Annotated in this window: 15 protein-coding genes; 5 read left to right on the top strand and 10 right to left on the bottom strand. The window is 68.1% G+C overall.

All coding sequences use genetic code 11. From position 1 onward, the window contains the following. Positions 1-105: 105 nt before the first annotated feature. The gene (locus HTS88_RS13535; protein WP_174179203.1) at positions 106-1,215 is read left to right on the top strand and encodes an ADP-ribosylglycohydrolase family protein; all 1,110 of its coding nucleotides are present in this window, start codon (positions 106-108) and stop codon (positions 1,213-1,215) included. On the opposite strand, the gene HTS88_RS13530 is transcribed toward HTS88_RS13535, so the two are convergent. After that, a complete protein-coding gene (locus tag HTS88_RS13530) occupies positions 1,196-1,675 on the bottom strand; it encodes a DUF4395 domain-containing protein (protein WP_174179201.1) in 480 nt (159 codons plus the stop codon). The genes HTS88_RS13535 and HTS88_RS13530 overlap by 20 nt on opposite strands. 76 nt (positions 1,676-1,751) lie before the next feature. Next, positions 1,752-2,762, bottom strand: coding sequence for a 3'-5' exonuclease (locus HTS88_RS13525; protein ID WP_174179199.1), 1,011 nt, complete (start codon positions 2,760-2,762; stop codon positions 1,752-1,754). A gap of 82 nt (positions 2,763-2,844) precedes the next feature. On the opposite strand from HTS88_RS13525, the gene HTS88_RS13520 reads away from it, so the two are divergent. Next, positions 2,845-3,621, top strand: coding sequence for a VTT domain-containing protein (locus tag HTS88_RS13520; protein ID WP_174179209.1), 777 nt, complete (start codon positions 2,845-2,847; stop codon positions 3,619-3,621). Positions 3,622-3,710: 89 nt separating this feature from the next. On the opposite strand, the gene rdgB is transcribed toward HTS88_RS13520, so the two are convergent. The 6 genes from rdgB to clpS form a co-directional block, all read right to left on the bottom strand. Further along, positions 3,711-4,370 carry an RdgB/HAM1 family non-canonical purine NTP pyrophosphatase gene (gene rdgB / locus HTS88_RS13515; protein WP_174179197.1) on the bottom strand — a complete coding sequence of 220 codons (660 nt, stop codon included), beginning with the start codon at positions 4,368-4,370 and terminating at the stop codon, positions 3,711-3,713. Then, entirely contained in the window at positions 4,367-5,125 is a 759-nt protein-coding gene (gene rph, locus HTS88_RS13510; RefSeq protein WP_104184889.1) for a ribonuclease PH, read from the bottom strand. The genes rdgB and rph overlap by 4 nt, the downstream gene beginning before the upstream one ends. Before the next feature lie 74 nt (positions 5,126-5,199). After that, entirely contained in the window at positions 5,200-5,997 is a 798-nt protein-coding gene (locus HTS88_RS13505) for an MBL fold metallo-hydrolase (protein ID WP_174179195.1), read from the bottom strand. Continuing rightward, on the bottom strand, positions 5,994-6,992 hold the full coding sequence (murI, locus tag HTS88_RS13500) for a glutamate racemase (protein WP_174179193.1): 999 nt from the start codon (positions 6,990-6,992) through the stop codon (positions 5,994-5,996). Before murI ends, HTS88_RS13505 begins: the two co-directional genes overlap by 4 nt. A 123-nt stretch (positions 6,993-7,115) precedes the next feature. Further along, positions 7,116-7,682 carry a DUF2017 domain-containing protein gene (locus tag HTS88_RS13495; protein WP_174179191.1) on the bottom strand — a complete coding sequence of 189 codons (567 nt, stop codon included), beginning with the start codon at positions 7,680-7,682 and terminating at the stop codon, positions 7,116-7,118. Continuing rightward, positions 7,675-8,046 (bottom strand): ATP-dependent Clp protease adapter ClpS, encoded by a 372-nt coding sequence (clpS, locus tag HTS88_RS13490; protein ID WP_104184893.1) that lies wholly within the window; start codon positions 8,044-8,046, stop codon positions 7,675-7,677. The genes HTS88_RS13495 and clpS overlap by 8 nt, the downstream gene beginning before the upstream one ends. A 230-nt stretch (positions 8,047-8,276) precedes the next feature. On the opposite strand from clpS, the gene HTS88_RS13485 reads away from it, so the two are divergent. The 3 genes from HTS88_RS13485 (at position 8,277) to HTS88_RS13475 (ending at position 11,394) form a co-directional block, all read left to right on the top strand. Next, on the top strand, positions 8,277-9,605 hold the full coding sequence (locus tag HTS88_RS13485) for a nicotinate phosphoribosyltransferase (RefSeq protein ID WP_174179189.1): 1,329 nt from the start codon (positions 8,277-8,279) through the stop codon (positions 9,603-9,605). A 9-nt stretch (positions 9,606-9,614) separates the two neighbouring features. Beyond that, the gene (locus HTS88_RS13480; protein ID WP_174179187.1) at positions 9,615-10,253 is read left to right on the top strand and encodes an isochorismatase family protein; all 639 of its coding nucleotides are present in this window, start codon (positions 9,615-9,617) and stop codon (positions 10,251-10,253) included. Positions 10,254-10,359: 106 nt separating this feature from the next. After that, a complete protein-coding gene (locus HTS88_RS13475) occupies positions 10,360-11,394 on the top strand; it encodes an AAA family ATPase (RefSeq protein ID WP_174179185.1) in 1,035 nt (344 codons plus the stop codon). 78 nt (positions 11,395-11,472) lie between these two features. Here HTS88_RS13475 and HTS88_RS13470 read toward each other — a convergent pair whose 3' ends face one another. Both HTS88_RS13470 and HTS88_RS13465 read right to left on the bottom strand, forming a co-directional pair. Next, positions 11,473-13,254, bottom strand: a complete 1,782-nt coding sequence (locus HTS88_RS13470) for a DEAD/DEAH box helicase (protein ID WP_174179183.1) — start codon at positions 13,252-13,254, stop codon at positions 11,473-11,475. Beyond that, positions 13,254-13,595, bottom strand: a complete 342-nt coding sequence (locus HTS88_RS13465) for a DUF3039 domain-containing protein (protein WP_174179181.1) — start codon at positions 13,593-13,595, stop codon at positions 13,254-13,256. The genes HTS88_RS13470 and HTS88_RS13465 overlap by 1 nt, the downstream gene beginning before the upstream one ends. Between the last annotated feature and the right edge of the window lie 94 nt (positions 13,596-13,689).

Genomic DNA, 13,689 nt, shown 5'->3' with positions numbered 1-13,689 from the left:
TATTCCAGCCGACGCTGGACGTTTGCTGGTGCAGCGTCTTTTGCGCAATGCCGGGAAGGTGGGCCCGCGTCCCGGCGCCGCCGGAGGCCGCGGTAAATTTGCAGCATGAGCATTGAACCCGGCCCGTCCGTGCCCGCTTTGACGTCCCGCATCCATGGCTGCCTGCTGGGCGGCGCGCTGGGTGATGCCCTGGGCTATGCCGTCGGCACGGAGTCGGTTGAAGAGATCCGGAGCCGCTTCGGCGGGCGCGGCGTCAGCGGATTCGGCCCCACGACCGGCACGTTCTCCGACGAGACCCAGCTGACCCTCTACACGGTGGACGGGCTGGTTGAGGCCCTGGAATGGGCGAACGAGGGCGTGGGCGCGGATGTGAACGCCTGCCTGTGGCTCGCCTACCTCCGGTGGCTGGCCACCCAGGGGGAGGCTGCTCCCGCGTCGGCACCCACACCGCAGCCCCGGTGGATCGACGGCCACGCTGTGCTCCGCCAGCGGCGGAACCCCAACACAACCAGCATTTCCGGGCTGGCGACGGGCGAAATGGGCACCTCCGTCCGCCCGGTAAATCCGGGATCGAAAGACTGGGGCGCCGTGGTCCGGTCAGCACCGTTCGGGCTGATCCCGCATATTACGCCCGACGCCGTCTACAAGCTGAGTGCCGACGCCGCCTCCCTGACGCACGGGCACCCCGTGGCCCGCCAGGCTTCCGGGATCTTCAGCCTGCTGGTCCACCGGCTGGTTTTGGGTGAGGCGCTCCCGGAGGCTGCCTCCGCCGTGACAGCCCACGCCCACACCCTGGGTGGTGTGGCGCCGGAACTGCCGGAACGCCTGGAAGCCGCGCTCTCACTCGCCGCCGGGGGCCTAACTACGCCGGGGGAAATCACCAATGCGCTCGGTGGCGGCCGGACCGCCGAGGAAGCCTTCGCCGTCGCGCTGTACGCCGTGCTCGCCACTGTCCCCCGTGCCGGGACGGCGGATGCAGGGACGGACGACGACGGCACGGACACCCTGCCGGTCCGTCACTTCCGGGAGGCGGTGTCCGTGGCGGTGGCCCACGGGGGGAAAAGCGATGCCACCGGTTCACTGGCGGGGAACATCCTGGGTGCCTACTACGGCGAGGAGTGCCTGCCTGCGGACTGGCTGGAGGCGCTGGAGGCGCCTGAGGCAATCCGCGGCATGGCCGGTTTGCTGGTGGGCGTCACGACCGCCGAAGGCTGATGTTGTTGCACGCCTCGCAGACGTCCTCCGGGATCAGTCCGCGGCGCTGCAGGAACCCGAAGACCACGCATCCCAGGCAGAACCCGGCAAAGGCTTCAAGCGACGCCGCCACGATCAGGATGCCCAGCACCGCCCACGCCGCCGGCACCGCTCCGGCCGCGAAAAGGGCGAGGGCTGCTGTGGAGACGGCCGCCCCCATGCCCTGCGCAAAGCGCTTGGGCGGTCCGGGCACCAGTTTCACCCGTCCCAGCCGCGGGGTGATGACCTTGACGGACAACAGTGCCAGCGGCGAAATCCTTGGTCCGAAGAGCACGCGCAGCCAGAACCCGGCGGCGATGGCCAGCAGACCCCATCCAGACCCGAGGGCCAGCGTGACAACGGCGAGCGCCACCACCAGTCCGGCGGTGACACGGGCAGCGTACTCGTTGACCGGATTCGGGAAGGCGAACAGAGAGCTCATGTGCCAAGGCTAGGAGCGCAGCGTACCGGGGCAAAGGTTTGTTGCGCCCTGTGAAGAAGCGGCCGGACCGGGGGCCCTAGGCGATGGCTGCTGCCGCGAAGTCGCCCACCATCTGCAGGAACTCACCTTCGGACAGCACTTCGATGGGCTGGCCGCGGTCATGGAGCTCCAGGACGCGCCGGGCTTTGCCGGTCAGCCGGCCGGAGCGGAGGTCGGAGGCAACAAAGCCGTCCCCCACCACCAGGACGGTGGTGCGCCCGGTCACCCGGCTCTCCGGCCGGGCGCCGACGTCGGCAGAGCGCCTTTTGGCTTCCGGGCGCCCTATGGACAGCGCCCCGGTGAAGACGACGGTCTGGCCGTACAGTGGGTGGCCCGGCTCGGCATCGGGGTTGGGAAGCGGGTTGGCTCCCTCCTCCGGCCAGCCCGACTGGAAAGGCCGTAGCGGCGCAGCCGTGCCGCTGCCGGCAGCGGCAAGGGCCGCGATGCTGGACTTGGACAGCCCGTCCGTGGCCGGGTCGAAGGCCTGCTGGCGCGGCATCACCAGCCCCAGCGAAAGGTAGAGTTCGCCGATGCTGTTGGCCTGGTTCCGCCGGGCTATGTCGATCAGGATTCCCGCGCAGGCCCGGGCGTCCTCAGCGGCGTCGTGGTGCTTCACCAACGGCACGCCGGCTTCCTCGGCGGCGAACGGCAGGGAGTTGGACACCAGCGAGTAGCACCGCCGGGAAAGCATGACGGTGCACACATAGTCGTAGGCGGGCCCCGGCAGGCCGGAGACCTCCAGGCCCGACCGGATCACTCCCAGGTCGAAGGCGGCATTGTGCGCCGCGAGGATGTCATCACCAATGAAGGCGCCGATTTCGGGGAAGAGTTCCCCGAAGCGGGGGTGCCCGGCCACGTCGTCAGCCCGGATGCCGTGGATCCGCACGTTGTGGTAGTCGAAGTGGTCGTGGTTCGGCGGGGGCCGCATCAGCCATGAAGCCTCGTCCACGATCTGCCCGCCCCGTACCTTCGTCAGGCCCACCGCGCAGGGAGAGCCCCGGAAGCCGTTCGCAGTTTCAAAGTCGATCGCCGTAAAGTCCAAACCCACGGCCCAACCTTACCGCCGGAATGCTGCTCCTCCATGCAGGCACGGCTCTGTCAAGTACCCTTGAGAGGTGAACTTTCCTGTGATGAATGACCTCGCCGTGTCCATGCTGGGCGGCGCAGGACCGGTGCAGCCCCAGCTGGCCTCCTTCCTGCCCGACTGGCTGAACCCCCAGGTCTTCCTGGCTGATCCCGCCCTGGCGCCGTGGGTGGTGCTGCTGGTCTGCGGCATCGTCTTCGCGGAGACCGGCCTGCTGGTGGGCTTCTTCCTGCCCGGTGATTCCATGCTGTTCACAGCCGGCCTCCTGGTGGCCACGGACACCATCAAGTTCAACGTGTGGGTCTTCGCGCTGCTGATCATCATTTCGGCCATTGTGGGCAACCAGACCGGCTACCTCATCGGGTCGAAAGCCGGGCCCGCCATCTTCAACAAACCCAACTCGCGCCTGTTCAAGCGGGAAAACGTGGAGAACGCGCACGCCTTCTTCGAAAAGCACGGCGGCAAGGCATTGATCCTGGCACGCTTCGTCCCCATCATCAGGACTTTCGTCCCCGTCATCGTGGGCGTCGCCCAGATGAACAAAAAGAAGTTCTTCCTCTTCAACGTCATCGGCGCAGTGCTGTGGGGCGGCGGCGTGACGCTGCTGGGATACCTGCTGGGCGACCGTATCCCGTGGGTCCGTGACAACCTGGACATCATTTTCATCGCGATCGTCCTGGTGTCCGTCCTGCCCATCGGCGTGGAGGTCCTCCGCGGCCTGTCCGCCAAGCGCCAGGCGAAGGCCTACGGCACCGACCCCGTGGAGGAGTTCATCGAGGAGCACGCCCCCGAGGACGAGCAGAAGACCCCCCGCCTTCCGTAAGTGCCCGTAAACCAGGGAAGGTGTGTTCCCCGCCGCGGCGGGGAACACACCTTTTTGGTTAACCGGCAACTGTGGGGCCTTGCGTCCCGTCAGGCCTCTGCCCGGCGCAGCGCCTCGACGATGGCCGGCAGCAGCGCGCGGAAGGCCTTGCCACGGTGGCTGATGGCGTTCTTTTCCTCTGCGGACAGCTCTGCGCAACTGCGGTCCTCCCCCGCCGGCTGCAGCACGGGATCGTAGCCGAAGCCCCCGCTGCCCCGCGGCTCGCGGAGCAGCACGCCCTCCAGCTGTCCGTATTCCACCACCTCGTGGCCGGGCCTGCCGTCCGTGTCCGGCACAGCCAGCGCCGCCGCGCAGACGAAGGCCGCACCCCGGTGGATGTCCGGCACGTCGGAGAGCTGGCTGAGCAGGAGCCGCAGGTTGGCGGCGTCGTCGCCGTGGGTGCCGGCCCACCGGGCCGAAAAGATCCCGGGCGCTCCGCCCATCACGTCCACCGCAAGGCCGGAGTCGTCGGCAATGGCCGCCAGGCCGGTGGCTTCCGCAACGGCACGCGCCTTCAGCAGCGAATTCTCGGCAAACGTCACACCGGTTTCGACGACGTCAGGGGCACCTGCCGCTGCCGCGTCCACCACCTGGGTGTCGACGTCGAGCCCCGGGACCTGTCCCCGCAGCAGCTCGCGGAGCTCCCGCAGCTTGCCCTTGTTGTGGGTTGCCAGGACCAGGCGGGGAGCATCTCCGCCGGCCGGGTTCACAGCGTGTCCGCCAGGGTCTCCCGCTGGATGGCGGCGAGCTGGGTGGTGCCCAGCAGTGCCAGGTCCAGGAGCTGGTCCAGCTCGGCCCGGTCAAAGGGTGCGCCCTCGGCCGTTCCCTGCACTTCCACGAACTTTCCCGAGCCGGTGACCACAACGTTCATGTCGGTTTCTGCCCGGACGTCCTCGACGTACGGCAGGTCCAGCATGGGCACGCCGTCGATGATGCCCACGGACACAGCGGCAATGGTGTCGATCAGGGGCTGGGCATTTTTTGCGATCAGCTTGTTGTCGCGGGCGAAGCGGATGGCGTCTGCGAGCGCGACGTAGGCGCCGGTGATGGCTGCCGTGCGGGTGCCGCCGTCCGCCTGGAGAACGTCGCAGTCCAGCACGATGGTGTTTTCGCCCAGGGCCTTGGTGTCGATGATCGAGCGCAGCGAACGTCCGATGAGCCGGGAGATTTCGTGGGTGCGGCCGCCGATCTTGCCTTTGACGGATTCGCGGTCGGAGCGGGTGTTGGTGGCCCGGGGCAGCATGGCGTACTCGGCGGTGACCCAGCCGCGGCCTTCCCCCTTGAGCCAGCGCGGCACGCCTGCGGTCAGGGATGCGGTGCACAGGACCCGGGTGTTGCCGAACTCGATCAGGGCGGATCCCTCGGCCTGGGTGGACCATCCGCGGGTGATGCTGATGGGCCGGAGCTGGTCGGGGGCGCGGCCGTCGGCGCGCACGATGGGTACTGCAGTTGCTTCAGAAGTCATGTCTTTAGCTTATCGACTGCACGCCCGGCCGATGCCGGTCCCCTGGTCGAAGCCGTGGCAGGGACCCCGGGGGGCTAGATGGTGTAGTGCACTCCGGCAACCGCTACCGCCACGTCGCCGCCGAACACCGGGCGGGCTTCGGCCATCACCGTGGTCTGTGATGTCCACACGGGAATGTGCGTGAGCAGGAGCCGGCGGGCCCCCGCAGCCGCAGCGGCTTCCCCGGCGCGCTTTCCGGTCAGGTGGACGTCCTTGATGCCGTCGTCGCGGCCTTCCTCGAAGGCTGCCTCGCACAGGAACAGGTCGGCGTCCTTGGCTGCTTCCTCAAGCCCGGCACAGGAATCGGTATCACCGGAATAGGTCAGGGTCCGGGAAACAGGCGTACCGTCCTTGTCCGGTTCCACCACTTCCACCCGCAGGGCGTAGGCCTCCTCCACGGGGTGGTTGACGGCGAAGGGTGTCACGGTGAACGGCCCCACGGTCACGGACTCGCGTTCCGCCCAGTTAGTGAAGTCGAATTCCTCGTGCATTCCGGGGTCCAGCTCCAGGCCGTACGCCGTGGCCATCCGGTCTGCCGTGGCCGCAGGCCCCCAGACGGGGATCCGGCCGCGGCCCCAGCCGCCGGGCTTCCACCGGACCGCCACGTGCAGGCCGCACAGGTCCATGCAGTGGTCGGGGTGCAGGTGGGTGAGGAAGATCGCGTCGATATCCTCCAGGTCGGTGTACCGCTGGATGGCACCCAGCGCCCCGCTGCCCAGGTCCATGACCACTTTCCAGGTCCGCTCGCCGTCGTTCGCGGTCAGGAGGTAGCACGACGCCGGTGACCCGGGGCCGGGAAAGGACCCCGTGCAGCCTACGATGGTGAGCTTCACTGGCCGCTGCCCCCGGTCGCTGAAGTGCCCACGAAGTTGGAGATCCGCGGCCGCGCCGCAGCGTTCTGGGCGGCGGCGATCATTTCCGGGGTGATCCTGGCGAGGCTTCCCGTGGGGTACTGGGCGGACACGTGGTCCACGTGCCGGACGGAGAGGACCTCGGGCCCTAGGAACCGCCGGGCCAGCGCCTCGAACTGGCCGGCGTCCCCGGTGGCCACGAAGTGGTGCTCCGGCGGCGTTGCGTCCGTGCGCTGCAGGTTGTGGGTGGCCAGGGCGCGGTAGACGTCCTTGGCGGTTTCCTCGGCGCTGGACACCAGGGTCACGTCCGCCCCCATGACGTAGGAGATGACGCCGGTGAGCAGCGGGTAGTGCGTGCAGCCCAGGACCACCGTGTCCACGCCGGCCGCCTTGAGCGGGGCGAGGTATTCCTCGGCGACGGCCAGCAGCGCCGGACCGGTGGTGATCCCTGCTTCGACGTAGCTGACGAATTCCGGGCACGCCACGGAGGTGATCGCCAGGTCCGGCGCCGCGGCGAACGTATCCTCGTAGGCCCGGGAGCCGATCGTGGCGGAGGTGCCGATCACGCCCACCAGCCCGCTGCGGGTTGCCGCCACTGCCCGCCGCACCGCCGGCTGGATGACTTCGATAACCGGGATGCCGTACTTGGCCGTGTACCGCTCGCGGGCGTCCCGCAGGACAGCGGCCGACGCCGAGTTGCAGGCTATGGTGAGCAGCTTGACGCCGGAGTCCACCAGTTCGTCCATCACGCCCAGGGCGTTGGCCCGCACCTCTGCGATGGGCAGGGGGCCGTACGGTCCGTGCGCCGTGTCCCCCACATAGAGGATTGACTCGTTGGGAAGCTGGTCGATGATGGAGCGGGCCACCGTGAGGCCGCCAACTCCGGAGTCGAATACGCCGATGGGCCGCGACTCCAAGGCGGCGGCGGGCAGGTCGCTGGCGTCGGACCCCGTGGCAGCGCCGGCTGACGGATCCATGCTTGAGGCTCTACTCATGATTATTCGAGGATAGGTCTTCCCCGCGGCTCCAGTCATGAACCTGTGGCCGGGAGCTCATGTCTGGTGTGTCACAGCGCAGGGACGGGGGGCGGTCCGCGCCGCTCACCGGCGCGACTCCATGGACTGCAGCATGGCCTGGACCAGTGACTCCTGGAGCCACGTGGCGAAGTTGTAGACCAGGGCCAGGTAGCTCTCCACGTCCTCGGCCTGGGACCAGTCCTGCATCAGGTGGACGTGCTCGGCGTCCTCCTCGTCCTGGATATCCAGCCGCTCGGCAAGGACCAGCCGGACATCGTTCAAAGCCATGGACCAGTGCCGTGCCGCGTCGGGCGTCAGCACGATCTCGTCCTTGTCCAGGTCCAGGGCCGCGGCCCGCAGGGCGCCGATCTTAGTTTCCCGCAGCGAGCGTTCGGTGAGCTGGCGGAACTCCAGGGAGGCGCCGGCGTCGTCCTTCATGACATTGGGGAGCAGGCGCTTGACGGCGCGGTCGGAAGGCTCTGCCACGTCCATGTCCAGGCCGATCAGGGCGGCCAGCGGATCCTGGCCGTCACGGTCCTCCGGCTGGAGCATTGAGATGACGTCATGGATCAGGCTGCGCAACAGGTCGCGTTCCGCGGGCTCAAGGTAGCCGGTGATGCCTTTGAGTCCGTACTTGAATGCCTTAGCCACGTTTCCCCTTGCCCTGGCCTCCGCCGGAGTTGCCGTTGTTTCCACCGCTGGCTTTTTCCACGGTGGCCCACAGCCCGAACCCGTGCATGGCGACGGCATGGCGTTCCACCTGTTCCTTGCTGCCCGAGGCAACAATGGAGCGGCCCTTCTTGTGGACCTCCATCATGAGCTTGTTCGCCTTGCTCTCGGAGTAGCCGAAATAGCTTTGGAAAACATAGCTCACGTAGCTCATGAGGTTGACGGGATCGTTCCAGATCACCAGGTTCCACGGGATGTCCGGCGCGGTCAGGGAATCTGTGGATTCCGCTGTTCCGGTCCGGGTGCCCTCCTGTGTATCAGGGCCGAGCGCAACGCTTAAGGTCATCTGTCCATTCTATGGGGATGCCGGGCCACCGCCGGATCGGGCCCACGCCGGCGAGGGGCCCGCGGCGAAGCGAAGCGAGACGTGGGAGCCGGTGGGTGGGCCCACGCCGGCGAGGGACCCGCGGCGAAGCGAAGCGAGACGCGGGAGCCGGTGGGTGGGCCCACGCCGGCGAGGGGCCCGCGGCGAAGCGAAGCGAGACGTGGGAGCCGGCGGGGACTAGAGTGATTTTCGTGAGTACCTCCGCTGGCTGGGAGCATCCCCGCACCTCTTTTTACACCGACCACTACGAGCTGACGATGCTGCAGGCATCGCTGCATTCGGGGGCCGCGCACCGCAAGTCGGTGTTCGAGGCTTTTGCCCGGCGGCTGCCGGATGGCCGGCGCTACGGCATCGTGGCCGGCACGGGACGGCTGCTGGAGGGCATCGCCAATTTCCGCTTCGGGGATGCCGAGCTTGAGTTCCTGGAACGCACCAAGGTGGTCAACGCGCAGACGCTGGAGTACCTGGCGTCCTACCGGTTTTCCGGCGACATCTGGGGCTACCCCGAAGGCGAGGCGTACTTCCCGAACTCCCCCATCCTGATTGTCGAGGCCACGTTCGCGGAGGCCTGCATGCTGGAGACCTACCTTCTGTCCGTGTTGAACCATGACAGCGCCATCGCCTCGGCTGCTTCCCGGATGGTCACCGCGGCCGGCGGCCGGCCCTGCATTGAGATGGGCTCCCGGCGCACCCATGAGGAAGCAGCCACCGCTTCCGCCCGGGCAGCAATCATCGCCGGGTTCGACAGCACCTCCAACCTCGAGGCCGGAATCCGCTACGGGATCAAGACGGTGGGCACCGCCGCCCATTCCTTCACGCTCCTGCACGACACCGAGCGGGACGCGTTCGAGGCCCAGATTGCCTCGCTCGGGGACCATACGTCCCTGCTGGTGGACACGTACGACGTCGAAGCGGCCGTCCGCACGGCCGTGGACCTTGCGGGTCCGCGCCTGGGGGCGGTCCGGCTGGACTCCGGCGACCTTGTGGCGCAGGCGCAGTGGGTGCGCAGGCTCCTTGACGACCTCGGCAACGAAAACACCAAGATCGTGGTCACGTCAGACCTCGATGAGTACGCCATCGCCGCCCTGCAGTCCGCCCCCGTGGATTCCTACGGCGTGGGCACGTCCCTGGTCACCGGCTCTGGCGCCCCGACGGCCAGCATGGTGTACAAGCTGGTCAGCCGCACGGACGACGACGGAACGTTCGTCTCCGTGGCCAAGGCGGCCAAGAACAAGGCCAGCGTGGGCGGCCGCAAGTACGCGCTGCGCAAGTTGAACGAGCGCGGCATTGCAACTGCCGAGGTGGTGGGCGTCGGCCACCGGCCGGAGGATGACGGCAATGACCGGCCCCTCCTGCAGCAGTTCATGAAGAACGGGGAGCTGCTGCCGGGCTGGACCGGCCACGAGGGCGTGCTCCGGGCCCGCCAGCGCCATGCGGATTCCATGGCGGAGCTGCCGCCGGTGGTCAACCGCCTGCAGCGCGGGGAGGCCGCCATCCCGACTCTCTATGAAGAAAACTGAGGAGAACCGATGTCCCGGGCACTGATCATCGTCGACGTCCAGAACGATTTCTGCGAGGGCGGTTCTCTGGCCGTTTCCGGCGGCGCGGATGTGGCCGGCGCGATCAGCGAATATGTGGACGCCCACCACGGCGAGTTCGACCACATCGTTGCCACCCAGGACTGGCACATCGATCCCGGAGAGCATTTCTCGGACATGCCGGACTTCAAGGACAGCTGGCCGCCGCACTGCGTGGCGGGCACCCCCGGGGCTGAACTGCATCCCGACCTGGACACCGAATACATCCAGGCCTACTTCCAGAAAGGGCAGTTCTCCGCCGCCTACTCCGGCTTCGAGGGCCTGCTGGCCCCCGAAGATGCGGTGCCCACCGGAGAACGGCAGCCCGGGGCCCTGCCCGGTCCCGCGGACGCCGGGAGGTTCGCTCCGGACGAAGACGCGATCGGGCTGGACGACTGGCTGCAGAGCCATGACGTGGAGGACGTCGTCGTTGTGGGAATCGCCACGGATTACTGCGTGATGGCAACGGCCCTGGACGCCGTCCAGGCCGGCTACTCCGTCACGGTCCTCCGCTCCCTGACGGCCGGGATCGCCGAGGACCTGGAGGAAGCAGTAGCCGAAATGGAACTGGGCGGCGTGGACGTAGCCTAGGGCGCCACCGGGTGGAGCCCGGCGCCCATGAACAGCCGGCCCTTCGCCGTTTCACCCGCCCCTTGATCCCAGGGCAGGAACGGGACCCGGGTACTACAGTGGAGGCATGGCTGCCAGTCGCAATCCGCTCGACGACCTGCGCGAGACCATCGGCCGCCTTGCCGACCAGCTCAAGCTGCCCGGCTCGGAACGCGTCGACGACCTGGTCGGCGATCTCGTGGGTCCGAGGCCCGGGCCGGCCCGGCCACTGTCCGAGGTGCAGGCCGAGCTCGACGCGCTGGTCGGCCTGGAGACAGTGAAGGAACAGGTGCGGGCGCTCGTGGCACTGCTCCAGGTCCAGGCCCGCCGTAAGGCGCACGGTCTGCCGGAGGTGGCCACCTCCCAGCATCTGGTCTTCCTCGGAAACCCGGGCACGGGCAAGACCACCGTGGCGCGGCTCCTGGCCGAGATGTACCGCGCGGTCGGCCTGCTGCAGAAAGGCCACCTGGTCGAGGTCGACCGTTCGGGCCTGGTGGGGCAGTACGTCGGCACGACCGCCATCAAGACGGACAGGGTGATCCGGCGTGCGCTCGACGGCGTCCTGTTCATCGACGAGGCCTACGCGCTGGCACCGGAGGACGGCCGGATGGACTTCGGCCCCGAGGCGATCGAGGTCCTTCTCAAACGGATGGAGGACCACCGCCACCGCCTGGTCGTGATCGTGGCCGGGTATCCGCGGCTGATGGAGGCATTCCTGCTCTCGAACCCCGGACTGCGCTCCCGGTTCGCCCGCGAGATCACGTTCCCCGACTACTCAGTCGACGCACTCCAGACGATCTTCCACCGGATGCTGTCCCAGCACGAGTACAGGCTGGAGCCGGATGCGGACCAGATGCTGCGCCGCATCTTCACCGGGCTCCACGCGGGCGAGGACTCCGGCAACGCACGGTTCGCCCGCACGCTGTTCGAGCAGGCGCTCAACCGCCAGGCGCTGCGGCTGTCGCTCGACGAGGAACACAGTCTTGATGCCCTCGATCGTGAGGCCGTCATGACTCTCACAGCGGACGACCTCGTCGAGGCCGCGCTGGCGCTGGGCGAGGAACCGGAGCCGGAACCGGCACCCGAACCGGAGCAGCCACGCTGGTGGCGCTGGCTGGCCTGACTGGATCTGCGGCGGCTGCCGGGCGGACGTTCGGGGAGCAGTCCGCAAAGCACCGGACCTGCTTTGTCGCCAGCGCCGCTATTTCCGGCCGATGAACCAGTCCTGGAGTTTCCGCAGGCGCGACTGCAGCTGCTCCTCGTTCGCCTGGGCCACGGGCGGTCCGCCGCACACTGTCCGCAGCTTGGTGTGCACCACCCCGTGGGGGGTACCCGTGCGGGCAGACCAGGCGGCCACGTTTTTGGCCAGCTCGTTGCGGAGGTCCATCAGCATCCGGTGGTCCGGGACGGCCGGTGCCGGGGTTTCCGCCGCCGCAGGAGCCTTCCGGTTCTTGCGGTTCAGCTGCTCATGCTGGCGCTGCCGCAACAACGTGCCCACCTGCTCAGCGTCCAGCAGCCCGGGAATGCCCAGGAAGTCCATCTCGTCGTCGGACCCCACCTCGCCACCGGTGCCGAACTCGCCGCCGTCGAACAGCACACGGTCAAAGGATGCCTGTGAATCCAATGCCTCGAACTTGCCCTTGGTGAGGCTGTCCGACGCCTTGTCCTCGCGGTTGGCCTCTGCCATCAGCGAGTCCTCGGGATTGAACAGGCCGTCCGCGTCTTCCTTCTCCGGGCGGTCCAAAGCGTGGTCCCGTTCCGCCTCCATGGAGTTGGCAAGGGCCATCAGCTGCGGCACCGAGGGCAGGAAGACCGACGCCGTTTCGCCCCGCTTGCGGGCACGCACGAAGCGGCCCACCGCCTGGGCGAAAAACAGCGGCGTTGAAGTCGATGTGGCATACACGCCGACGGAAAGCCGCGGCACGTCCACGCCCTCGGACACCATCCGGACGGCCACCATCCAGCGTTTATCGCTGGCGGTGAATTCCTCGATCTTGCTCGACGCCTTCGCGTCATCGGAAAGGATGACCGTGGGCGACTCCCCCGTGATCCTCTTGAGCTGTCCGGCATACGCACGGGCATCCTCGTGATCCGTGGCAATCACCAGCCCGCCGGCGTCGGGAACGGTGCGGCGCACCTCGCTGAGGCGCTTGTCCGCGCCCGCAAGCACAGCCGGAATCCACTCGCCTGCGGGGTTCAGGGCGGTGCGCCAGGCGTGGGACGTGATGTCCTTGGTCACCGCGGCCTCACCCAGCGACGCCGCCATCTCCTCGCCGGCGCTGGTCCGCCACCGCATCTGCCCCGAATAGGCCATGAACATCACCGGGCGGACCACGTGGTCGCGCAGCGCATTGCCGTACCCGTAGGTGTAGTCGGCCTTGGAGCGGCGGATGCCGTCCCGGTCCTGGGCATATTCGACGAAGGGAATGGGAGAGGTGTCGGAACGGAACGGCGTTCCCGTCAGCGAGAGCCGCCTGACCGCGGGGTCGAAGGCTTCGCGCAGCCCGTCGCCCCAGGACAGTGCCTCGCCGCCGTGGTGGATCTCGTCAAGGATCACCAGCGTGCGCGCAGCTTCCGTCTTGGCGCGGTGGAGCAGCGGCTTGCTGGCCACCTGCGCATAGGTGACGGCAACGCCGATGAAGCCGCGGCCGTGCTGGCCGTCGGAGTTCTTGAAGTTGGGGTCGATGGCGATGCCCACCTTTGCCGCCGCATCCGCCCACTGCCGCTTCAGGTGGTCGGTGGGCGCCACGATGGTCACCCTGTTAACGGCGCCGGAGTCGATGAGCGTGGACGCCACCCGCAGCGCGAAGGTGGTCTTGCCGGCGCCGGGCGTTGCCACGGCGAGGAAGTCGCGCGGGCTGTTGCGCAGGTACAGGTCCAGGGCTTCCTGCTGCCAGGCACGGAGTTTCGGGGCGGTTCCCCAGGCTGCACGTTCCGGATAGGCCGGAGGCAGGGTGGGGCCGCCAAAGAGCGTCTCCGTCACTATTTGTTGTTGCCCGAGTCCCCTCCGGGACCCTTGCCGCCGTCGTTGCCCGGGCGGAGGCCTTCATAGACCTCCTTGCACATCGGGCAGACCGGGAACTTCTGCGGATCCCGTCCCGGCGTCCAGACCTTGCCGCACAACGCGATGACGGGTTCCCCGGTCAGCGCGGACTCCATGATCTTTTCCTTGCGCACGTAGTGCGAAAAGCGTTCCCGGTCCCCGGGCTCCACTTCCTGGCGCAGTTCCTCGCGCTCAATGGTGGCTGTGGACGTTCCAGCCCCGGAAAGCTCGCGCATCGGGTCGTTTTCGAGAGGGTCCGTCGTGCTAGTCATGCCAACCATCTTAGCTGTTCCACCGCCCGGACGTTCGACGGCGGCGCGCCCCCGCCAGCCGCCGTCGGACTTTGCGGCGGCGTGCGCCGGCAGCGGGCGGGTC

Source organism: Pseudarthrobacter oxydans (genome assembly GCF_013314975.1).
GTDB lineage: Bacteria > Actinomycetota > Actinomycetes > Actinomycetales > Micrococcaceae > Arthrobacter > Arthrobacter oxydans.
This window is presented reverse-complemented; position numbering and strand designations above follow the sequence as displayed.